16 protein-coding genes are annotated in these 21,571 nt (G+C 55.5%); 9 read left to right on the top strand and 7 right to left on the bottom strand.

Going from position 1 to position 21,571, the window contains the following annotated elements; genetic code table 11:
• Positions 1-4: 4 nt before the first annotated feature.
• The 3 genes from EGY08_RS12335 to msrA all read right to left on the bottom strand — a co-directional run bounded on the left by EGY08_RS12335 (position 5) and on the right by msrA (position 3,601).
• Positions 5-1,237, bottom strand: a complete 1,233-nt coding sequence (locus EGY08_RS12335) for an oligosaccharide MFS transporter (RefSeq protein WP_087829724.1) — start codon at positions 1,235-1,237, stop codon at positions 5-7.
• Between the two features lie 196 nt (positions 1,238-1,433).
• Positions 1,434-2,777, bottom strand: coding sequence for a hemolysin family protein (locus tag EGY08_RS12330; RefSeq protein WP_004128175.1), 1,344 nt, complete (start codon positions 2,775-2,777; stop codon positions 1,434-1,436).
• Positions 2,778-2,962: 185 nt separating this feature from the next.
• On the bottom strand, positions 2,963-3,601 hold the full coding sequence (gene msrA, locus EGY08_RS12325) for a peptide-methionine (S)-S-oxide reductase MsrA (protein ID WP_004128176.1): 639 nt from the start codon (positions 3,599-3,601) through the stop codon (positions 2,963-2,965).
• Positions 3,602-3,810: 209 nt separating this feature from the next.
• Between msrA and tamA the strand changes: the two genes are divergently transcribed.
• From tamA to EGY08_RS12310, 3 genes are read left to right on the top strand one after another with little or no spacing between them, the layout of a single operon-like run.
• Positions 3,811-5,544, top strand: a complete 1,734-nt coding sequence (gene tamA, locus EGY08_RS12320) for an autotransporter assembly complex protein TamA (protein WP_004128178.1) — start codon at positions 3,811-3,813, stop codon at positions 5,542-5,544.
• Positions 5,541-9,317 carry an autotransporter assembly complex protein TamB gene (gene tamB, locus EGY08_RS12315; RefSeq protein ID WP_123828541.1) on the top strand — a complete coding sequence of 1,259 codons (3,777 nt, stop codon included), beginning with the start codon at positions 5,541-5,543 and terminating at the stop codon, positions 9,315-9,317. Before tamA ends, tamB begins: the two co-directional genes overlap by 4 nt.
• A gap of 2 nt (positions 9,318-9,319) precedes the next feature.
• Positions 9,320-9,664: a gamma-glutamylcyclotransferase family protein gene (locus EGY08_RS12310; RefSeq protein WP_004098039.1), complete on the top strand. Its 345-nt coding sequence runs from the start codon at positions 9,320-9,322 to the stop codon at positions 9,662-9,664.
• A 156-nt stretch (positions 9,665-9,820) separates the two neighbouring features.
• Here EGY08_RS12310 and ppa read toward each other — a convergent pair whose 3' ends face one another.
• Positions 9,821-10,348, bottom strand: coding sequence for an inorganic diphosphatase (gene ppa / locus EGY08_RS12305; RefSeq protein ID WP_123828540.1), 528 nt, complete (start codon positions 10,346-10,348; stop codon positions 9,821-9,823).
• Positions 10,349-10,751: 403 nt separating this feature from the next.
• Between ppa and ytfQ the strand changes: the two genes are divergently transcribed.
• The 4 genes from ytfQ to yjfF all read left to right on the top strand — a co-directional run bounded on the left by ytfQ (position 10,752) and on the right by yjfF (position 15,400).
• Positions 10,752-11,708 carry a galactofuranose ABC transporter, galactofuranose-binding protein YtfQ gene (gene ytfQ / locus EGY08_RS12300; protein ID WP_004098043.1) on the top strand — a complete coding sequence of 319 codons (957 nt, stop codon included), beginning with the start codon at positions 10,752-10,754 and terminating at the stop codon, positions 11,706-11,708.
• A gap of 180 nt (positions 11,709-11,888) precedes the next feature.
• Positions 11,889-13,391 (top strand): galactofuranose ABC transporter, ATP-binding protein YtfR, encoded by a 1,503-nt coding sequence (gene ytfR / locus EGY08_RS12295; RefSeq protein ID WP_004098046.1) that lies wholly within the window; start codon positions 11,889-11,891, stop codon positions 13,389-13,391.
• A 10-nt stretch (positions 13,392-13,401) separates the two neighbouring features.
• Positions 13,402-14,427, top strand: coding sequence for a galactofuranose ABC transporter, ATP-binding protein YtfT (gene ytfT / locus EGY08_RS12290; RefSeq protein ID WP_032742013.1), 1,026 nt, complete (start codon positions 13,402-13,404; stop codon positions 14,425-14,427).
• Complete coding sequence (gene yjfF, locus EGY08_RS12285; protein ID WP_004128182.1) at positions 14,414-15,400, top strand: galactofuranose ABC transporter, permease protein YjfF; 987 nt, start codon at positions 14,414-14,416, stop codon at positions 15,398-15,400. The genes ytfT and yjfF overlap by 14 nt, the downstream gene beginning before the upstream one ends.
• A gap of 44 nt (positions 15,401-15,444) precedes the next feature.
• Here yjfF and fbp read toward each other — a convergent pair whose 3' ends face one another.
• Positions 15,445-16,443 (bottom strand): class 1 fructose-bisphosphatase, encoded by a 999-nt coding sequence (gene fbp / locus EGY08_RS12280; protein ID WP_004128183.1) that lies wholly within the window; start codon positions 16,441-16,443, stop codon positions 15,445-15,447.
• Between the two features lie 175 nt (positions 16,444-16,618).
• Here fbp and mpl point away from each other — a divergent pair, with 175 nt between their 5' ends.
• Entirely contained in the window at positions 16,619-17,992 is a 1,374-nt protein-coding gene (mpl, locus tag EGY08_RS12275; RefSeq protein WP_004128184.1) for a UDP-N-acetylmuramate:L-alanyl-gamma-D-glutamyl-meso-diaminopimelate ligase, read from the top strand.
• Between the two features lie 64 nt (positions 17,993-18,056).
• Complete coding sequence (locus EGY08_RS12270; protein ID WP_004128185.1) at positions 18,057-18,602, top strand: GNAT family N-acetyltransferase; 546 nt, start codon at positions 18,057-18,059, stop codon at positions 18,600-18,602.
• 163 nt (positions 18,603-18,765) lie between these two features.
• Here the strand turns inward: EGY08_RS12270 and EGY08_RS12265 are convergent, their stop codons facing one another.
• Both EGY08_RS12265 and EGY08_RS12260 read right to left on the bottom strand, forming a co-directional pair.
• Positions 18,766-19,974, bottom strand: coding sequence for an aldose 1-epimerase family protein (locus EGY08_RS12265; RefSeq protein WP_004128187.1), 1,209 nt, complete (start codon positions 19,972-19,974; stop codon positions 18,766-18,768).
• Positions 19,975-20,299: 325 nt separating this feature from the next.
• The gene (locus EGY08_RS12260) at positions 20,300-21,442 is read right to left on the bottom strand and encodes an iron-containing alcohol dehydrogenase (protein ID WP_004128190.1); all 1,143 of its coding nucleotides are present in this window, start codon (positions 21,440-21,442) and stop codon (positions 20,300-20,302) included.
• Between the last annotated feature and the right edge of the window lie 129 nt (positions 21,443-21,571).

The raw sequence follows: 21,571 nt of genomic DNA, 5'->3' as shown, positions 1-21,571 counted from the left end.
TAAATTAATGCGCGGGCGCCGGCTGCGGGGCAAAAGCGCGCGCTTTATCCAGCGTAATAAATGAAATCAGCGTAAAGCACAGGGCGATACCGCCGAGCACGATATAGCTGCTGGTAAAGCCCATGCTCTGGTACATATGACCGATGCCAGTAGAAAGGAAAATAGAGCTAAAGCTTTTCGAAAACTGGAAGCCGATTAAATAAACCGTGGCTGATAGCAGCGGGTTGAAGTTGGCGGTGATATATTTCAGCGCGGCAACGAGTAATACCGAACTTTCAAAACCGTGCAGCAGTTTAATCAGGCTAATGGACACCGGGCCAATAGCCCAGGCCGAGCCGATAATGCGCAGACTCATAATCATTCCGCAGTACAGCAGAGCATTTTTTGGGCCGATTTTATTCACGAACCATGGGGCGAAGAACATCACCACCGCATCAAGGAAAATCTGACCTGTGGTTAAATAGCCGAACACTTCCGCGCCGCGCGCTTTGCTCTCAAAGAAGTGGCTGTAATAGATGGCGAACTGCTGGTCGTAGGTTTCATATACCGCGCCGACACCGATCGTGTAGATCGCGAAGAACCAGAATTTCTTCATTTTCAGCAGCGAGGTGGCGTCGCTCAGGGTGACCGGAGAGGCTTTACGACTCTGCATCGCGCCTTGTTTATGCGCGCTGATCTGCATTTTCCAGACAATGACCAGCAGGCATAAGCCTGCGCAACTGGCCAGCCAGAAAATCATGTTCTGGTCGATCCCGTAGAGCTTGCCTGCCGCGAAGGTGCCGATAGCCGCGCCAATGCCGCCAAACATTCTTGCGCGACCAAACTCAAAGCCGGAAGCGCGGCTGACTTTATCAATGTAAGCTTCGCAAATACCGCAGCCTGCGCCGTAGGCCATGCCAATATAAATGCCGCCGGCCAGCGCCCCGAGAAAAACGTTAACTTTTAATAATGGCGCAAAGACGTAGATCCAGTAGGGGGCAAAAAGGGTAATAATGATGGCCAGCATCCACATCAGGTTTTTACGATAAACCAGCCTGTCGGATATAAAACCGAATAGCGGCTGAACGCAAACGGCAATAACCGCAGTAAAGGAATAAACCAGACCGACATCGGTGTAATTAATACCGATGGTTTCCGTTAACCACAATGATAAATAAGGATAGCAGCATCCCCAGCCAATAAAGAAGAACAGGAAGAACAGACAGCTTATATAGTAGTTTTTATTTGATTCTATCATGGTAACCCTCGCTTCCTTTATTCAGGAATATGATCGTGTAGTCGCGAGCAAAGTTACCTTTTTGTGCAGAGGGGAGTCATGAACGTTTCGCTATGGAGCAGTAAAAATCTGCTATCGCCCGAGGGGCGTGAGCCGCCTCACATTCGGGCAATAAAAAAGGCGGATTTTCATCCGCCTTGTCGGTTCGTCAAACGCTTTACGCCGACTCTTTATCGCTATTCGCCGCGTCCGGCAGCTTGGGCACCAGCACCGTCGGCTTATTGTCGATACGGGTCACCAGCAGCTGATCGATACGGTAGTTATCGATATCCACCACTTCGAACTTATAGCCGGAGAATTTCACCGCGTCGGTCCGCTTGGGAATTTTACGCAGCATAAACATCATAAAGCCGCCAATGGTCTCGTAATTGCCGGACTGCGGGAAATCATCGATATCCAGCACCCGCATCACGTCGTCAATCGGCGTCCCGCCGTCGATGAGCCAGGAGTTTTCATCGCGCGCGACGATCTGCTCTTCCAGACCCTGGCCGACGAGGTCGCCCATCAGGGTGGTCATCACGTCGTTCAGGGTGATAATCCCAACCACCAGCGCATACTCGTTCATGATCACGGCGAAGTCTTCACCGGCGGTTTTAAAGCTTTCCAGCGCTTCAGAGAGCGTCAGGGTGTCCGGGACAATCAGGGTATTACGGATCTGCACGCCGCCGGTCAGTACCAGGCTCTGGTTCGCCAGCACGCGGTTCAGCAGGTCTTTAGAGTCAACGTAGCCGATGATGTGGTCGATATCTTCGTTACACACCAGGAATTTGGAGTGTGGATGCTCCGCGACCTTATTCTTCAGGCTCTGCTCATCTTCATGAAGATCGAACCAGATGACGTTTTCACGCGAGGTCATAGATGAAGGCACGGTGCGCGATTCCAGCTCGAACACGTTTTCAATCAGCTCATGCTCCTGCTTACGCAGCACCCCGGCCAGCGCGCCGGCTTCCACCACGGCGTAGATATCATCAGAGGTAATGTCGTCTTTACGCACCATCGGAATTTTGAACAGGCGGAAGATGTTGTTGGCCATGCCGTTAAACAACCACACCAGCGGGCGGAAGATAAACAAGCAGAAGCGCATCGGGTTGATGATGCGTAAAGCGACGGCTTCAGGCGCGATCATACCGATGCGTTTCGGAGTCAGGTCAGCAAACAGAATGAACAGGCTGGTGACCAGGGTAAAGGAAATAATAAAGCTCAGCTGCTCGGAGAGCTCCGGCGACAGATAACGGTTTAGCAGGCCGTAGAAAGCCGGTGAAAACGCAGCGTCGCCGACGATACCGCCGAGAATCGCCACCGCGTTTAGGCCGATTTGCACCACGGTAAAGAACATACCGGGGTTTTCCTGCATCTTCAGCACGCGTTGAGCGTTGATGTTGCCATCATCGGCCAGCAGCTTGAGTTTGATTTTACGTGATGCGGCCAGCGAGATTTCCGATATCGAAAAGAACGCACTGACGGCTATCAGACAGAGTATTACTAAAATACTGTTTAACATATCTTATCTGACCGTTGAGATCAGATCCTCGGAAGGGAAGTGGATAACGCTAAGTGGAATTCACAAAAAGCCGGTCCGAAGGCCCTGGACCGGCGATAGCACGGCGTAGTATAGCGTAAGGTACTGTAAAGCCGCCAGAGCGTAAATTATTCAATCCGGCGGCCTGCGGGAACCACGCGGCGGCATCAGGCCTGCGGCGGCAAACAAACGCCGATTCCGCCGATACCGCAGTATCCGTACGGGTTTTTATGCAGATACTGCTGATGATCGTCTTCCGCATAGTAGAACGGTTTCGCCGTCGCGATCTCGGTAGTGATAGTGCGTGAGTCGTTAGCTTCCTTCATTGCCGCCTGGAAACGCGCCAGGCTGGCCTGTGCCGCCTCGCTCTGCTCCGGCGTCAGCGGATAAATCGCGGAACGATACTGGGTACCGCGATCGTTACCCTGCTGCATACCCTGCGCCGGGTCGTGGTTTTCCCAGAACACCTGGAGCAGCTGCTCATAGCTGATAACCTGTGGATCGTAGACCACGCGCACCGCTTCGGCGTGACCGGTCTCGCCGCTGCACACTTCGCGGTAGGTCGGGTTTGGCGTATAGCCGCCGGTGTAGCCGGCGGCGGTACTGTAGACGCCGGGCAGCTGCCAGAACAGGCGTTCGACGCCCCAGAAGCAGCCCATGGCGAACAGGGCGATTTCCATTCCTGCGGGAACGTTGGTCATCGAGTGACCATTGACGGCGTGGAGCGTAGCCACCGGCATCGGCGTGTTGCGTCCCGGCAGCGCGTCCGCTTGGGCGACAAGATGCGTTTTATCAAATAGACTCACGGTGGGCCTCTCAAAACAGAAAATGTGGTTAAGGTTGTAACCAAGCGCGTCTTTTAACACAATAAACGCGCTTAATACGTCTAGATTTAAACATAAGAATTATTTGGGATAACGTCTATTTTTCAACCCTTGATTGTTAGGGTTTTGTTAAGCCGTGGAGCGGCGCTTTCGTTTCCTTCGGGGGGAAACAAGGATATTCAGGAGAAAACGTGCTACAAATCCGCCAGTTATGTATCACCAGCCTTTTGCTGGTCAGCGGGGTCGCCAGCGCAGCGAGCGTGCGTTTGCAGGTTGAGGGGCTATCCGGGGAACTGGAAAAAAACGTCCGCGCCCAACTATCTACGATCCAGAGCGATGAAGTCACGCCGGACCGGCGCTTTCGCGCGCGCGTTGATGATGCTATCCGCGAAGGCCTGAAAGCGCTCGGCTACTACGAACCGACGATCGATTTTGATTTACGTCCGCCGCCGGCGAGGGGCCGCCAGGTCCTGATCGCCAAAGTTACGCCCGGCGAACCGGTGCGTATTGGCGGCACTGAAGTGATTTTACGCGGCGGCGCCCGAACCGATCGCGACTATCTGGATTTGTTGAAAACGCGCCCGGCGATCGGCACCGTGCTAAACCACGGCGACTATGATGGCTTCAAAAGCTCCCTGACCCGCGTTGCGCTACGTAAAGGCTATTTTGATAGCGAGTTTAATAAAAGCCAGCTCGGCGTCTCTCTCGACCGACATCAGGCCTTCTGGGATATCGACTACAACAGCGGCGAGCGCTACCGCTTTGGCCCGGTCACTTTTGAAGGCTCGCAAATTCGCGACGAATATCTGCAAAACCTGGTGCCGTTTAAGCAGGGCGACTACTACACTTCGCAGGATCTCGCTGAACTGAACCGCCGCCTGGCGGCAACCGGCTGGTTTAGCTCCGTCGTGGTGGCGCCGCAGTTTGAAAAATCCCGCCAGACCAAAGTTCTGCCTTTGCAGGGCGTCGTCTCTCCGCGTAAAGAGAATACCGTTGAAACCGGGGTCGGCTACTCAACCGACGTCGGGCCGCGCGTCAAAGGCACCTGGAGAAAGCCGTGGATGAACTCCTACGGCCACAGCCTGACCTCTAGCCTCAGCCTTTCCGCCCCGGAACAGCAGCTTGATTTCAGCTATAAGGTGCCGCTGTTAAAAAGCCCGCTGGAGCAGTACTACCTGATGCAGGGCGGCTTTAAGCGTACCGACCTTAACGATACCAAAGCTGACTCTACGACTCTCGGGGTATCACGTTTTTGGGAGATGTCGAGCGGCTGGCAGCGCGCGCTGAACCTGCGCTGGAGCCTCGACCACTTTACCCAGGCCAACGTCACTAACACCACCATGCTGATCTACCCCGGCGTGTCGGTGAACCGCACACGTTCGCGCGGCGGCCTGATGCCGACCTGGGGTGATTCGCAGCGCTATTCTGTGGACTACTCCAATACCATGTGGGGCTCGGACATCAACTTTATCGTGATGCAGGCGCAGGACGTCTGGATCCGCACCCTGTATGACCGCCACCGCTTCGTAGTACGCGGCAATCTCGGCTGGATTGAGGCCGATAACTTCAGCAAGGTCCCGCCGGATCTGCGTTTCTTCGCCGGTGGCGACCGCAGCATTCGCGGGTATAAATACAAATCTATCTCGCCAAAAGATGACGACGGCAAGCTGATGGGGGCCTCGAAGCTGGCTACCGGTTCGCTGGAGTATCAGTACAACGTGAGCGGCAAATGGTGGGGCGCGGTGTTCGTCGATAGCGGCGAAGCGGTGAGCGATATCCGCGAGAGCGACTTTAAAACCGGCGCCGGCCTCGGCGTACGCTGGCAGTCTCCGGTCGGACCAATCAAGCTGGATATCGCCAGACCGATCGGCGACAAAGAAGAGCACGGTTTACAGTTTTATATCGGTCTGGGGCCTGAATTATGAGTTTATGGAAGAAGATAAGCCTCGGCGTACTGATTTTTCTTGTGCTGCTGCTGGGGACGGTAGGATTCCTGGTGGGGACCACCACCGGCCTGCATCTGGTGATCAAAGCTGCCGACCGCTGGGTTCCGGGGCTGGAGATTGGCAAAGCGACCGGCGGCTGGCGCGATTTGACGCTGGAGAACGTGCGCTTTGAGCAGCCGGGCGTGGCGGTCACCGCTGGTCAGTTCCACCTCGGCGTCAAGCTGCGCTGCCTGTGGGACAGCAGCCTGTGCGTCAACGATCTTTCTCTGCGCGATATCTATGTGGCGATCGATACCAGCAAGATGCCGCCGGCGGCGCCGGTTGAAGAAGAAGATAGCGGCCCGCTGAATCTCTCCACACCTTATCCCATCACGCTGAGCCGGGTGGCGCTGCATAACGTCAACGTAAAAATTGACGATACCGCCGTCTCGCTGCGCGACTTTACCAGCGGTCTGAACTGGCAGGAGAAAAACCTGACCCTGACGCCGACCTCCCTGCAGGGGTTGCTCATCGCGCTGCCGAAGGTGGCGAAGGTGGCCCAGGAGCAGGTGGTCGAGCCGAAAATTGACAATCCGCAGCCGGAAGAAAAGCCGCTCGGCGAGACGATGAAAGATCTGTTCTCGAAGCCGGTGCTGCCGGAGATGACCGACGTCCATCTGCCGTTGAATCTCAATATTCAGGCGTTCCGCGGCGAGCAGCTGCGTCTCACCGGCGACACCGATATCACCATCTATAATCTGCTGCTTAAAGTCAGCAGTATTGATGGGCAGATGAAGCTGGACGCGCTGGATGTGGACTCCGACCAGGGCAAAGTCACGGCTTCCGGCAACGCCCAGCTGCAGGATAACTGGCCGGTCGATATTACCCTCAACAGTACGCTGAATATTGATCCCCTCAAGGGCGAGAAAGTGCAGCTGAAAGTGGGCGGTGAAGTGCGTAAAAAGCTTACGCTCGGCGTGGATTTAAACGGTCCCGTGGCGATGACCCTGCGTGCCGAAGCGCAGCTGGCGGAGGCGGGGCTACCGTTGGATATGGAGATTAAAAGTAAGCAGCTCTACTGGCCGTTCACCGGCGAGAAAGCGTATCAGGCTGACGATCTCCTGCTGAAATTTAACGGCAAAATGACCGACTACACCCTGGCCTTCAGCACCGCGGTCAAAGGGCAGTCGCTGCCGCCGGCGAAGATTAACCTCGGCGCCAAGGGCAACGAGCAGCAGGTCAATCTTGATAAACTGACCGTCGCCGCCCTCGAAGGGAAAACCGAACTGAAGGCGCTGCTCGACTGGCAGCAGGCGATCAGCTGGCGCGGCGAATTGACGCTTGACGGTATCAATACCGCTAAAGAGGTCCCGGACTGGCCGTCGAAGCTCAACGGCCTGATTAAGACTCAGGGCAGCCTGTACGGTGGCAGCTGGCAGATGTCGGTGCCGGAGCTGAAAATCACCGGTAACGTGAAGCAAAATAAAGTTGATGTGAGCGGTTCGCTGCAGGGCAACAGCTATATGCAGTGGAAAATCCCCGGTCTGCATCTGGCGTTAGGCCCCAACAGCGCTGATGTGAAAGGCGAGCTGGGGGTCAAAGACCTTAACCTTGACGCCACCATTGATGCGCCGCATCTCGACAACGCCCTGCCGGGCCTGGGCGGCACAGCGAAGGGGCTGGTGAAGGTTCGCGGCACCGTCGACGCGCCGCAGCTGCTGGCGGATATTACCGCCCGGGCGCTGCGCTGGCAGGAGCTGTCGGTGGCCCAGGTGAACGTGAAGGGCGATGTGAAATCCACCGACCAGATTGGCGGTAATCTTGACGTACGCGTGGACCGCATTAGCCAGCCGGGCGTCAATATCAGTCTGGTGCAGCTCAATGCCAAGGGCAACGAGAAGCAGCACGACCTGCAACTGCGGGTGCAGGGCGATCCGGTCTCCGGGCAGCTGTCGCTGGCGGGGAGCTTTGACCGCAAAGCGGAGCGCTGGAAAGGCTCGCTGAGCAATACCCGTTTCCAGACCCCGGTGGGGCCGGTTGCGCTGACGCGCGATATCGCGCTGGATTATCGTAACCTCGAACAGAAAATCAGCATCGGGCCGCACTGCTGGGCTAACCCGAACGCCGAGCTGTGCGTACCGCAGACCATCGACGCCGGGGCAAGCGGGCGCGCGGTGGTGAACCTCAACCGTTTCGATCTCGCGATGCTGAAGCCCTTTATGCCGGAAGCGACCCAGGCCAGCGGCGTGTTTAGCGGTAATGCCGATGTGAGCTGGGACACCACCAAAGAGGGGCTGCCGCAGGGTAAGGTCACCCTGAGCGGGCGTAACGTGAAGGTGACGCAGACGGTCAACGACGCGCCGTTGCCGGTGGCTTTCGATACTCTCAACCTCACCGCCGATCTGCATAATAATCGCGCCCAGTTGGGCTGGCTAATTCGTCTGACCAACAATGGCCAGTTGGACGGGCAGGTGCAGGTCACCGATCCGCAGGGCCGACGTAATCTGGGCGGTAACGTCAATATCAACAACTTCTCGCTGGCGATGATTAACCCAATCTTCTCGCGCGGCGAAAAGGCGGAAGGGAGACTGAATGCACGCCTGACGCTTGGTGGCAACCTTCAGAGTCCGCAGCTGTTCGGTCAAATGCAGCTGAATGGCGTTGATATTGACGGTAACTTTATGCCGTTCGATATGCAGCCGAGCCAGCTGGCGATGAATTTCACCGGTACCCGCTCGACCCTACAGGGAACGGTGAATACCAGCCAGGGCCACATCGCGCTCAGCGGCAACGCCGACTGGACGCAGATTGATAACTGGCGCGCGCAGATTGCGGCGAAGGGCAGCCGGGTGCGGATAACCGTGCCGCCGATGGTGCGCCTGGATGTCTCGCCGGACGTGGTGTTTACCGCCACGCCAAGCCTGTTTAACCTGGATGGCAGCGTTGATGTGCCCTGGGCGCGTATCGTGGTCAACGAAGTGCCGGAAAGCGCCGTTGGGGTCTCATCTGACGAAGTGATGCTGGATAAAAATCTGCAGCCGATTAAGCAGCAGAGCGCCGGTATCCCTATCAACAGCAACCTGACTATTCACGTAGGCAACAACGTTCGTCTGGATGCCTTCGGTCTGAAAGCGCGTTTGACCGGTGATTTGAAAGTCGCTCAGGACAAACAGGGGCTGGGGCTCAACGGGCAGATCAACATCCCGGAGGGGCGCTTCCATGCCTACGGGCAGGATCTGATCGTGCGTAAAGGCGAGCTGCTGTTCTCCGGTCCTCCGGATCAGCCGCTGCTGAATATCGAAGCCATTCGTAATCCGGACGCCACCGAGGACGACGTTATCGCCGGCGTTCGCGTCACCGGCTCGGCCGATCAGCCGAAAGCGGAGATTTTCTCCGATCCGGCGATGTCGCAGCAGGAAGCGCTCTCTTACCTGCTCCGCGGGCAGGGTTTAGGCAGCGGACAGAGCGATAGTGCGGCAATGACCTCCATGCTTATTGGTATGGGGGTTGCACAAAGTGGTCAGGTTGTGGGTAAAATCGGCGAGACGTTTGGCGTAAGCAATCTGGCGCTGGATACCGAGGGAGTGGGCGACTCCTCCCAGGTGGTGGTCAGCGGCTATGTGCTGCCCGGTCTGCAGGTAAAATATGGGGTAGGGATCTTTGATTCCCTGGCGACATTGACGTTACGTTATCGCCTGATGCCTAAGCTATATATGGAAGCCGTGTCTGGTGTAGACCAGGCTCTCGATTTGCTCTATCAGTTTGAGTTTTAGCAATGCGAATATTTGTTTACGGCAGTTTACGACGCAAACAAGGCAACAGCCACTGGATGACCAACGCTCAGTGGCTGGGCGATCATAGTGTCAATGATTATCAACTGTACAGCCTGGGCCACTATCCAGGCGCGGTGCCCGGCGATGGCACGGTACATGGTGAAGTCTATCGTATTGACGCATCGACGCTGGCTGAATTGGATGCGCTGCGTACCAAAGGCGGCGAGTATGCTCGTCACCTGATCCAGACGCCTTACGGTAGCGCCTGGATGTATGTCTATCAGCGCCCCGTTGAGGGCTTCACGCTGATAGAAAGCGGCAACTGGTTGGATAAAGACCAGTATTAATAACGATAACGCCACCCTCAGGTGGCGTTGTTTTTTGTGAAGTTGGGTGTTGTCGCCCGGCTAAGGCGCATTAGTCGCTAACCGGGAAATGGCTCAATATGCCAAATAAAAACACCGCCCGGAGGCGGTGTTTTCGCTAACCTGAGTGCGGAAGAATTACTTCTTCGCGCGCTCGAAGGAAGCTACGATTTCAGCTTTCGCCGTTTCAGCGTTGTCCCAGCCGTCAACCTTAACCCATTTGCCCGCTTCGAGGTCTTTATAGTGCTCGAAGAAGTGGGTGATCTGCGCTTTCAACAGTTCCGGCAGGTCGCTCACATCTTTGATGTGATCGTACTCTTTGCTCAGTTTGGTGTGCGGTACCGCAACCAGCTTCGCATCTTCACCGGATTCGTCGGTCATTTTCAGTACGCCAACCGGACGGCAGCGGATAACTGAACCTGGCTCCAGCGGATACGGGGTCGGGACCAGTACGTCAACCGGGTCGCCGTCCAGGGAGAGAGTGTGGTTGATGTAGCCGTAGTTGCACGGATAGAACATTGCCGTGGACATGAAACGGTCAACGAACAGTGCACCGCTCTCTTTGTCGACTTCGTATTTGATAGGATCTGCGTTCGCCGGGATCTCGATCACGACGTAGATGTCTTCCGGCAGATCTTTGCCCGCAGGTACGTTGAGTAAGCTCATGTCTGTTTCCTTTAAAATGTATGGCAAACAAGTGCCCGGTATTATAGCCAACTCGCATCGAATGTCTTCGCTTCTTTTTCTCCAGAACGGGTGGGGGGAGTCTGAAATTTTCCCCGTCATACAGCCTGAAAATCCATAAACATAGCCGCATACTGAATAAAATTATGTAACCGTTTTCATTGCATATGCTTGATATCTCAAAGTGTGAAAAATTTCGTCATAAACGGTGAAGCTCGCACGGCTCGCGAAGCCTCATCGGCTCTCCGCTGATGAGATGGGTGCTGATTAACATCTAATTAACTTTTTTGAAGTGTGATGTAACGCATTCAGTTACATCTCCGATTGTCTATAGTTTGTCCGCAGGTGAGGCTTTAACCAACAATAACCCTACGAGGATCCTCTTATGTGGAAGCGCTTACTTCTTGTCACAGCAGTTTCCGCAGCTATGTCGTCTATGGTCATGGCTGCCCCTCTTACCGTAGGTTTTTCGCAGGTCGGTTCTGAATCCGGCTGGCGTGCGGCCGAAACCAACGTCGCGAAGGAAGAGGCCGCGAAGCGCGGCATTACGCTGAAGATTGCCGACGCCCAACAAAAACAGGAAAACCAGATTAAAGCCGTACGCTCCTTCATCGCTCAGGGCGTCGATGCCATCTTCATCGCTCCGGTAGTGGCGACCGGCTGGGAGCCGGTACTGAAGGAAGCGAAAGAAGCCAAAATCCCGGTATTCCTGCTCGACCGCTCTATTGATGTCAAAGACAAAGATCTCTATATGACCACCGTCACCGCGAACAACGTGCTGGAAGGCCAACTGATCGGTGAGTGGCTGGTGAAAACCGTCGACGGCAAGCCGTGTAACGTTGTTGAACTGCAGGGCACCGTAGGGGCCAGCGTGGCGATTGACCGCAAGAAAGGCTTTGCTGAAGCCATTTCTAAAGCCTCCAATATCAAGATTATCCGCTCCCAGTCCGGCGACTTTACCCGCAGTAAGGGTAAAGAAGTGATGGAGAGCTTTATCAAAGCGGAGAACAACGGCAAGAACATCTGCATGGTTTACGCCCATAACGACGACATGGTGATTGGCGCGATTCAGGCGATTAAAGAGGCCGGGCTGAAGCCGGGCAAAGATATCCTCACCGGCTCTATCGACGGCGTGCCGGATATCTATAAAGCGATGATGGCCGGCGAGGCTAACGCCAGCGTCGAGCTGACGCCGAATATGGCCGGCCCGGCGTTCGATGCGCTGGAGAAATACAAAAAAGACGGCACCCTGCCTGAAAAAGTCACCATCACCAAATCGACCCTCTACCTGCCGGATACGGCGAAAGAAGAGTTAGAGAAGAAGAAAAATATGGGCTATTGAGTAGCGAAAAACACGCACGCTCCCGGTGACGCTATGCGCACCGGGCGACAGGTTCATCGCCGTCTGCGGATTGAGTAGCCCGGACAGGCGCGCGGCGCCGCCTCCGGGATTTTCCCGGTCGCTAAGGCGCGGCTGAACACCCTCTCCCGGTCGGGGAGCGGGTTAAGGTGAGGGGAGAGCATGAACGGCGAACAACATCAGGAAATCCTTCGAACTGAAGGGCTAAGCAAATTTTTCCCCGGCGTGAAGGCGCTGGATAACGTTAATTTCAGCCTGCGCCGGGGCGAAATCATGGCTCTGTTAGGCGAAAACGGCGCGGGTAAGTCCACCCTGATTAAAGCGCTTACCGGCGTCTACCACGCTGATCGCGGGGCAATATGGCTGGAAGGCCGGGAGATCTCGCCAAAAAACACCGCCCACGCCCAGCAGCTGGGGATCGGCACCGTCTATCAGGAAGTAAACCTGCTGCCTAACATGTCGGTGGCGGATAATCTGTTTATTGGCCGCGAGCCCCGGCGCTTTGGCCTCCTGCAGCGCAAAGAGATGGAAAAACGCGCCACCGCGCTGATGGCGTCCTACGGTTTTTCTCTCGATGTCCGTGAACCGCTGAACCGCTTTTCGGTCGCCATGCAGCAGATTGTCGCGATCTGCCGGGCAATTGACCTGTCAGCAAAAGTGTTAATTCTTGATGAACCGACCGCCAGCCTGGATACCCAGGAGGTGGAAATGCTCTTCACCCTGATGCGCCAGCTGCGCGATAGCGGCGTCAGCCTGATTTTCGTCACCCACTTCCTCGACCAGGTTTACGCCGTCAGCGACCGCATCACCGTTCTGCGTAACGGCGGTTTTGTCGGCTGCCGGGAAACCCGCGAGCTACCGCAAATTGAACTGGTGAAAATGATGCTGGGCCGCGAGCTGGAGCATAACGCCCTGCAGCGTGCGGGCCGCACCCTGCTGAGTGATAAACCGGTGGCCGCCTTCGAAGATTTTGGCAAAAAAGGCACCATCGCACCGTTTAGTCTGCAGGTCCGTCCCGGTGAGATCGTCGGCCTGGCGGGTCTGCTAGGCTCCGGACGAACGGAAACCGCGGAAGTCATTTTCGGCATTAAACCCGCCGACAGCGGCAAAGCGTGGATCAAAGGCAAGCCGCAAACCCTGCGCTCGCCGCATCAGGCATCGTGCCTCGGGATTGGCTTCTGTCCGGAAGATCGTAAAACCGACGGCATTATCGCCGCCGCCTCGGTGCGGGAAAATATCGTTCTCGCGCTACAGGCGCAGCGCGGCTGGCTGCGGCCGATTAGTCGCCGCGAACAAAATGAGATTGCCGAACGTTTTATTCGTCAGCTCGGTATTCGTACCCCCAGCGCTGAACAGCCGATCGAATTTCTCTCCGGCGGTAATCAGCAGAAGGTGCTGCTCTCCCGCTGGCTGCTGACGAAGCCGCAGTTCCTGATCCTCGATGAACCGACTCGCGGTATTGACGTTGGCGCCCACGCCGAAATCATTCGCCTGATAGAAACTCTGTGTGCCGATGGCCTGGCGCTGCTGGTCATCTCTTCTGAGCTGGAAGAGCTGGTGGGTTACGCCGATCGGGTGATTATCATGCGCGATCGCCAGCAGGTGGCGGAGCTGTCGCTGAGCGAGCTCTCCGTACCGGCGATCATGAACGCTATTGCGGCATAAGGAGTAACCGATGATGCCTCAATCTGTTCCGAAAAGCGGCCAGCCGAAACGGCGCTTTAACTGGCCAAAAGGGATGCCGCAAATTATTGCGCTGCTGCTGGTGCTGGTCGTTGACAGCCTGGTCGCGCCGCATTTTTATCAGGTCGTGCTCCAGGACGGGCGGCTGTTCGGCAGCCCGATAGACATTTTAAACCGCGCCGCCCCGGTGGCGCTGCTGGCGATTGGCATGACGCTGGTTATCGCCACCGGCGGGATTGACCTCTCCGTCGGGGCGGTGATGGCGATTGCCGGCGCAACGGCAGCGTCGATGACCGTGGCAGGGCACAGCCTGCCGATTGTGCTGCTGGCTTCGCTGGCGGCCGGCGCGCTGGCCGGTCTGTGGAACGGGATCCTGGTGGCGGTGCTGAAGATCCAGCCGTTCGTCGCCACGCTGATCCTGATGGTCGCCGGGCGCGGAGTGGCGCAGCTGATCACCTCCGGGCAGATCGTGACCTTTGACTCACCGCATCTGGCGTGGCTGGGCAGCGGTTCGCTGCTGCTGTTCCCGACGCCGGTGATTATCGCCATCGTCACGCTGGCGCTGTTCTGGCTGTTTACCCGCAAAACCGCGCTGGGAATGTTTATCGAAGCGGTGGGGATTAACATTCGCGCGGCGAAAAACGCCGGCGTAAATACCCGCGTCGTCGTGATGTTAGCCTATGTACTTAGCGGCGTTTGCGCGGCAATCGCCGGGATTATCGTTGCGGCGGATATTCGCGGCGCGGATGCCAATAACGCCGGGCTGTGGCTGGAGCTGGACGCCATCCTGGCGGTGGTTATCGGCGGCGGCTCGCTGATGGGCGGGCGCTTTAACCTGCTGCTCTCGGTCGTCGGGGCGCTGATTATCCAGGGTATGAATACCGGGATCCTGCTGTCAGGCTTCCCGCCGGAGCTTAATCAGGTAGTTAAAGCGGTGGTGGTGCTGTGCGTACTGATCGTCCAGTCGCCGCGCTTTATCAGCATACTGAAGGGGATGCGCGGCCATGATAAAACGTAATTTACCGTTAATGATCACCCTCGCGGTATTTGTGCTGGGGTACCTTTACTGCCTGACCCAGTTTCCCGGCTTTGCCTCGACGCGGGTGATCTGTAATATCCTGACCGACAATGCTTTTCTCGGGATTATCGCCGTCGGTATGACCTTCGTGATCCTCTCCGGCGGGATCGATCTGTCGGTCGGGTCGGTGATCGCCTTTACCGGGGTCTTTCTCGCTAAAGCGATTGGTTTCTGGGGGATCTCGCCACTGGTGGCGTTTCCGCTGGTACTGGTGATGGGCTGCGCCTTTGGCGCGTTTATGGGCCTGCTTATTGATGCGCTGAAGATCCCGGCGTTTATCATCACCCTCGCCGGGATGTTTTTCCTGCGCGGCGTCAGCTACCTGGTTTCGGAAGAGTCGATTCCCATTAATCACCCGGTATATGACGCGCTGTCAGGACTGGCATGGACCATCCCCGGCGGCGGGCGTCTGAGCGCGATGGGGCTGCTGATGCTGCTGGTGGTGATCGGCGGAATTTTTATGGCCCACCGCACCCGCTTCGGCAATCAGGTTTATGCCATCGGCGGCAACGCGACGTCGGCGAACCTGATGGGGATCTCCACGCGGAGCACGACGATCCGCATCTATATGCTCTCCACCGGACTGGCGACGCTGGCGGGGATCGTCTTCTCTATTTATACCCAGGCGGGCTATGCGCTGGCGGGCGTCGGCGTCGAGCTGGACGCGATTGCTTCAGTGGTTATCGGCGGCACGCTGTTAAGCGGTGGGGTAGGGACGGTGCTCGGCACGCTGTTTGGCGTAGGGATTCAGGGGCTGATTCAAACCTATATCAACTTCGACGGTACCCTCAGTTCATGGTGGACCAAGATCGCCATCGGTATCCTGCTGTTTATCTTTATTGCGCTGCAGCGCGGCCTGACGGTGCTGTGGGAGAATCGGCAGAGCTCGCCGGTGACAAGGGTGGGACACTGATTGGAGAATTTCCCCTCCCGTACGGCGGGAGGGGAAGAGGCGCTTTATGCGTCCGGGAACTCTTTAATAAAGTTCTCGACGTCTTCAACCATATGGTTATTGCCGACGAAGAAAGAACGGCGCTGGTGCAGGCTTTCCGGAATGATATCCAGAATACGCTCTTTACCATCGCTGGCCTTACCGCCCGCCTGTTCCGCGAGGAACGCCATCGGGTTGCATTCGTACAGCAGGCGCAGTTTACCGTCCGGGTGGCTGGCGGTGCTCGGGTAGAGATAGATGCCGCCTTTTAGCAGGTTGCGGTGGAAATCCGCCACCAGGGAGCCGATGTAGCGCGAGGTGTACGGGCGCTGGGTCTCTCTATCTTCTTCCTGGCAATGCTTGATGTACTTCTTCACACCCATCGGGAACTTGATGTAGTTACCTTCGTTAATCGAGTAGGTGTTGCCCTTTTCCGGGAAGCGCATGCGCTCCTGGCACAAGCAGAAGACGCCAAGGGACGGGTCGTAGGTAAAGGCGTGGACGCCGCAGCCGGTGGTATAAACCAGCATCGTCGAGGAGCCGTAAACCACATAGCCCGCGGCGACCTGTCGGTTGCCCGGTTGCAGGAAATCTTCTTCAGTAACGGGGGTTCCCACCGGCGTGACGCGGCGATAGATAGAGAAAATCGTTCCAACGGAGACGTTAACGTCGATGTTAGAAGATCCATCCAGCGGGTCCATCAGCACCACGTATTTGGCGTGTTCACATCCTTCAAAGACGACAATTTCATCTTCTTCTTCAGAGGCGATCCCGGCAACAATATCGCGTGCTCGCAGTGCGGCTTTCAACTTTTCATTGGCAAACAGGTCGAGTTTTTGCTGAACCTCGCCCTGAACGTTTTCAGCACCGCTGGCACCCAGGATATCGACCAGACCGGCCTTGTTGATATCGCGGTGGATGATCTTGGCGCCTAACTTTATCGCCGACAACAAAGCAGTAAGCTCGCCGGTTGCGTGAGAGAACTCGTGCTGCTTTTCGACAATAAATTCACCTAACGTTTTCATAACCCGTTCCCTGCATGTTTATGTGAAGTAAAACGAACATAACAATCTTAACAAAGAATAAAAAAAGTTCGCACAGGTGAATCGCGCCAGCAAAATACGGATTCGCCTTAAATGCATTTCTTTCACCCCCAACATCCCGGTAAACTGTGCTTCAGATAAGAGAAGGAAGTGACGAATGCGCATTCATATTTTAGGAATCTGTGGCACGTTTATGGGGGGGCTGGCGATGCTGGCGCGTTCCCTCGGTCATGAGGTAACGGGGTCGGATGCGAACGTCTATCCGCCAATGAGTACCCTGTTGGAAAACCAGGGAATTGAGTTAATTCAAGGATATGATGCCAGTCAGTTGGATCCGCAGCCGGATCTGGTGATTATCGGTAACGCGATGACGCGTGGTAACCCGTGCGTGGAAGCGGTGCTGGAAAATAATATCCCTTACATGTCCGGTCCGCAGTGGCTGCACGACTTCGTTCTGCGCGATCGCTGGGTGCTGGCGGTTGCCGGTACGCACGGGAAAACCACCACCGCCGGCATGGCGACCTGGATCCTCGAAGCCTGCGGCTACAAGCCGGGCTTTGTTATCGGCGGCGTTCCGGGCAACTTCGATGTTTCCGCGCGCCTCGGCGATAGCCCGTTCTTCGTGATTGAAGCCGATGAATACGACTGCGCTTTCTTCGATAAGCGCTCTAAGTTCGTTCACTACTGCCCGCGCACGTTGATTCTCAATAACCTTGAGTTTGACCACGCGGACATCTTTGACGATCTGAAAGCGATCCAGAAACAGTTCCATCATCTGGTGCGCATTGTGCCGGGCAAAGGCAAGATTATCCTGCCGGAGAACGACATCAATCTGAAACAGACGATGGCGATGGGCTGCTGGAGCGAACAGGAGCTGGTCGGCGAACAGGGCCACTGGCAGGCGAAAAAGCTCACCACAGATGCTTCCTCATGGGAAGTGTGGCTGGACGGCGAGAAAGTCGGTGAGGTGAAGTGGGCGCTGGTTGGCGAACATAATATGCATAATGGTCTGATGGCCATTGCCGCCGCCCGTCATGTCGGCGTGCAGCCTGCCGATGCGGCTAACGCGCTGGGCAGCTTTATCAACGCCCGCCGGCGTCTGGAGCTGCGCGGCGAAGCCAACGGCGTGACCGTGTACGACGATTTTGCCCACCACCCGACGGCGATTCTGGCGACCCTGCAGGCACTACGCGGCAAGGTTGGCGGTACCGCGCGTATTCTTGCCGTGCTTGAACCTCGTTCCAACACCATGAAAATGGGTATCTGCAAAGACGACCTGGCGCCGTCCCTTGGCCGAGCGGACGAAGTCTTCCTGCTGCAGCCGCAGCATATTCCGTGGCAGGTTGCTGAAGTGGCTGACGCTTGCGTACAGCCCGCGCACTGGAGCGCCGATGTCGATGCGCTGGTGGATATGATTGTTAAAACCGCGCATCCGGGCGACCACATTCTGGTGATGAGCAACGGCGGGTTTGGCGGCATTCATCAGAAGCTGCTCGATAAGCTGGCGAAAAAAGCCGAGGCGGTCGAGTAAGCTATTCTCCTCGTTTATCCGCCCTCCGCGCGAGGGCGGATGGTTTTTGTGACCAGGACGGTTCATGTTGATTTCACAAAGAGTGACCTCTACCGATTCCGCGCATTTTCCCGCGCTTGACGCGCTGTACGGCAGGGCCTTCCCGTGGCATGAACAGCGTGAAGCCGGGGCTAAACAGCAGGCGCTTGATAATCCGCATTATGAACTCGAAGCCTGGTTCGATGATGGCCTGTTTATTGGCCTGAGCGGCGGCTGGCGGTTTATCGACTATGTCTACATTGAGCATCTGGCCGTTGACGACAGGTTACGATCGCGGGGCTACGGCAAGCAGTTGTTAGCTGAAATACTTCAGCGGGCGCCGCTGACCATCCTGGAAATCGATCCGCTGACCAGCGAGATTGCCCATAAGCGCCTGCGCTTTTATGAAACCATGGGGTTTTGCGCGAATCCCTGGACGCATCGTCACCCGAGCTATCATCAGGGGATCGCCGATCATGAATTGATCGTGTTGAGCTACCCGCAGCCGATTAATGAAGTGCAGTACCAGCGTTTTGCACAGGATTTGCGTTTGGTGGTCATGGATCGGGCTGGTGCGGCCAAGGTTTTGTAACCCGTATAAGGCGCGCCAAGCGCCGCCTGCAGGAAAGTATATCCATCCTGGACTCTGAACCATTCCCCGGTGGCGGCTGACGCCTTACCGGGGCTACAGGTTTACTGCCGTCTGCGGTCCGGTAGTCCGGACAGGTGCGCAGCGCCGCCTCCTGGAAACAGCGCTACTCCTTCGCGATAGGTGTTTCGTTTTCCGTTACTTTGGTATCGCCCTGAATAGCCGCGATTTTCTTCTCCACGTCGGCAACCTGCTCGCTGCTGTGCAGCAGCGTATAGGTCAGATCAAACTGGGTGCTTGCCCCAGGCTGAAGTTGCTTAACGCGTTTTTGCTCGCGCTCGATGGTCACCGGATAGGCGTAGCTGGTGCCCGGCTCAATACCGGTTACGTAGCCCTGTTTCTCGGTATCGGTGTTTTTCCACAGCGTCAGTACCGGCAACTGGCGGGTATCAAACTGAATCGATGCCCCTTTATCGCCGGCTTTGTTGACCACGGCGGCCAGGGTTTGATGATTTTCATCCGCCAGCGGCTGCATATTAAACACCATTTCATCGAAACCTTTGGTTGGACCGGCGTAGGTTTGCCAGGTTTTTAGGCCGGCCTTGGCGTAGTCATTGAACGGGCTGATGCTTGAGATCGGCGCCAGGAAGCGGGCCCCCTCTTCGAGGATCGGCTGGCCAAAGTTGCTGTGATAGATAATTTGATAGTCATGCGGATAGTCGGCATGGTTGGTTAAGACATCGTGCAGGCTGAAGCTGTTGCTGCCGGGTACATAGCGCAACTCGGTCATGGTCTGCAGATCCGCTTTCTTAAACGTGCTCTCCTTCACCAGTCCGCGAACGCGAATTTCATACGGCGCGGCGTCAGCGACTTCCACTTCCACCTGTGAAGCCGGCGTGTTGCCAACTTTGCCGTGCAGGGTATAAATCTGACCGTCTGCGGTTACCGGATGGCCGGTCCATTCATAGCCGCAGCGCACCATCATCTCATTGAAGCCTTCCAGCCACCCCAGCCCGTTGCGGCTTTCAAGGTTTATGAACGCCGGGTTGACGACCTCTTTAACCGGCGAGTCCCAGCCCATCCGCGAACCAAACCCTTCGATTTTTAGCAGGTTCATGCCGCGGGTGGGGCTCAGGGTAATTGTCAGGCCGTCTTTGCTGTGGATGACGAGGATTTTGCTGCCTTCTTGTTTACCGCCGTGAAGGACTTTTTGCTCAATGCTGAAATTATGATCTTTAATCTTCAGCTGGTCGCTTGTTATCTGCCAGTTTCCTTTATCCATGCCGCTTTCAGCACTTGTCAGCACCCACGTTTTTGCTACTACTGGCCCAGAAACAAGCATAGCGATTGCGGTTAAAGCTAATGTTTTTTTCATTTTTCATTCCTTTTGCTGAATCGATTGTGTTGCTGATGGAGGGAATTTAGTTGCAAGTGGATTATTAAAATGTGAAGTGTCTCACCTGGTGAGAAAATGGCCATTTTTATATTTTTAAATGAGATTTAAATCGCGTTTTTTAGGTAATTATAAAAATAGTTGCTAAAAATTTGTGATTTAAAACGAAGAAAGCTTTAACGATTCAGCTATTACTGGCCATGGCTATGATGACGTCTGTAGAACCGATAAGGCCGCCGGGTTTTAGTTATCCATGCGGCCCTGGTTGACGCTGCTTTAGCGTTTAAAAAAAACAGTGGGGAGGCGATTAAGCGCCGTAGAATGCCTGGGTATAGAGCCCTTTGACATCCTGAACAGACGGATAGTTAGGGTTAGTTAAGGTGCATGGATCGTCGACGGCATGGCGGCTCATTCTGTCGAGAACATTCACAAAGGTCACTTCATTGATTTCAACTTCATCGCACTGGCTTAGGGTTTTCGGCACGCCCAGACGTTGATTCAGCGCGTTGATCGCTTCACTTAGGTTATTGATGTCTAAAGCCGCTTCCAGCTGACGATATTTTTTGGTGAACTTCGCGTTATATCGAATGATATAAGGCAACATAATCGCGTTCGCCAGCCCGTGGGTAATACCAAACTCGCCGCCAATTTTATGCGCCATCGCGTGGACTAATCCCAGCGAAGCATTCGTGAAGGCGATTCCCGCCAGCGCAGAGGCGTTATGCATATGCATGCGGGCGTTTATATCATCAGGTGAGCGCCAGGCGGTTTCCAGATACTTAAACACCAGCCGAATCGCTTCTACCGCATAGGGATCGGTAAAGGAGTTGGCCGCGGTGGACACATAGGCTTCAATCGCATGGGTCAGAACGTCCATACCGGTGTGAACGGTTACGTGCGGCGGCATTTTTGCCGGAATTGTCGGGTCGAGAATAGCGATATCCGGCACCAGATCGGCGGCAACAATCGGGTGCTTGATATGATTTGCCGTATCGGTGATCACCGAGAACGCGGTGATCTCAGAGGCGCTGCCGCTGGTGGAAGGAATCGCCACAAACCGGGCTTTATTGCGCAGCGCTGGCATGGAGCCGACTGGGAGAATATCTTCAAACTTCAGTTGCGGATGCTCGTAAAAACACCACATGACTTTGGCGGCATCAAGCGCAGAGCCGCCGCCAATCGCCACTATCCAGTCTGGTTCAAAGGCCAGCATCGCTTTTGCGCCGCGCCAGACGGTTTTAATGGATGGGTTGGGTTCCACATTATCGATAATAATGCATTCCATCCCCGCTTTATTAAGTTCGCTGACGGCTTTATCCAGAAAGCCAAAACGCTTCATTGAACTTCCGCCGGTGACTAATGCGGCTTTTTTACCGCTTAGCGTGGAAAGATGTTCTAAGGCGTTTTCGCCATAAATAATACTACGAGGAATTGAGAAGGCCTGGGTCATAGGAAACTCCATTTAATATTAAGGATTTTTTTAGTGTGCATTCGTCATTTACGATTCAGCGACACGTGCAGAGTAAAAAAATCGAATTAATGCTCCAGATATTGCCGGAGCAATATCTGGAGGGAGCTG

It is taken from the genome of Klebsiella sp. FDAARGOS_511 (genome assembly GCF_003812845.1).
Taxonomy (GTDB): domain Bacteria; phylum Pseudomonadota; class Gammaproteobacteria; order Enterobacterales; family Enterobacteriaceae; genus Klebsiella; species Klebsiella grimontii.
Note: the sequence above shows the minus strand (reverse complement) of the source record. Positions and strands in the feature narration are given on the sequence as shown.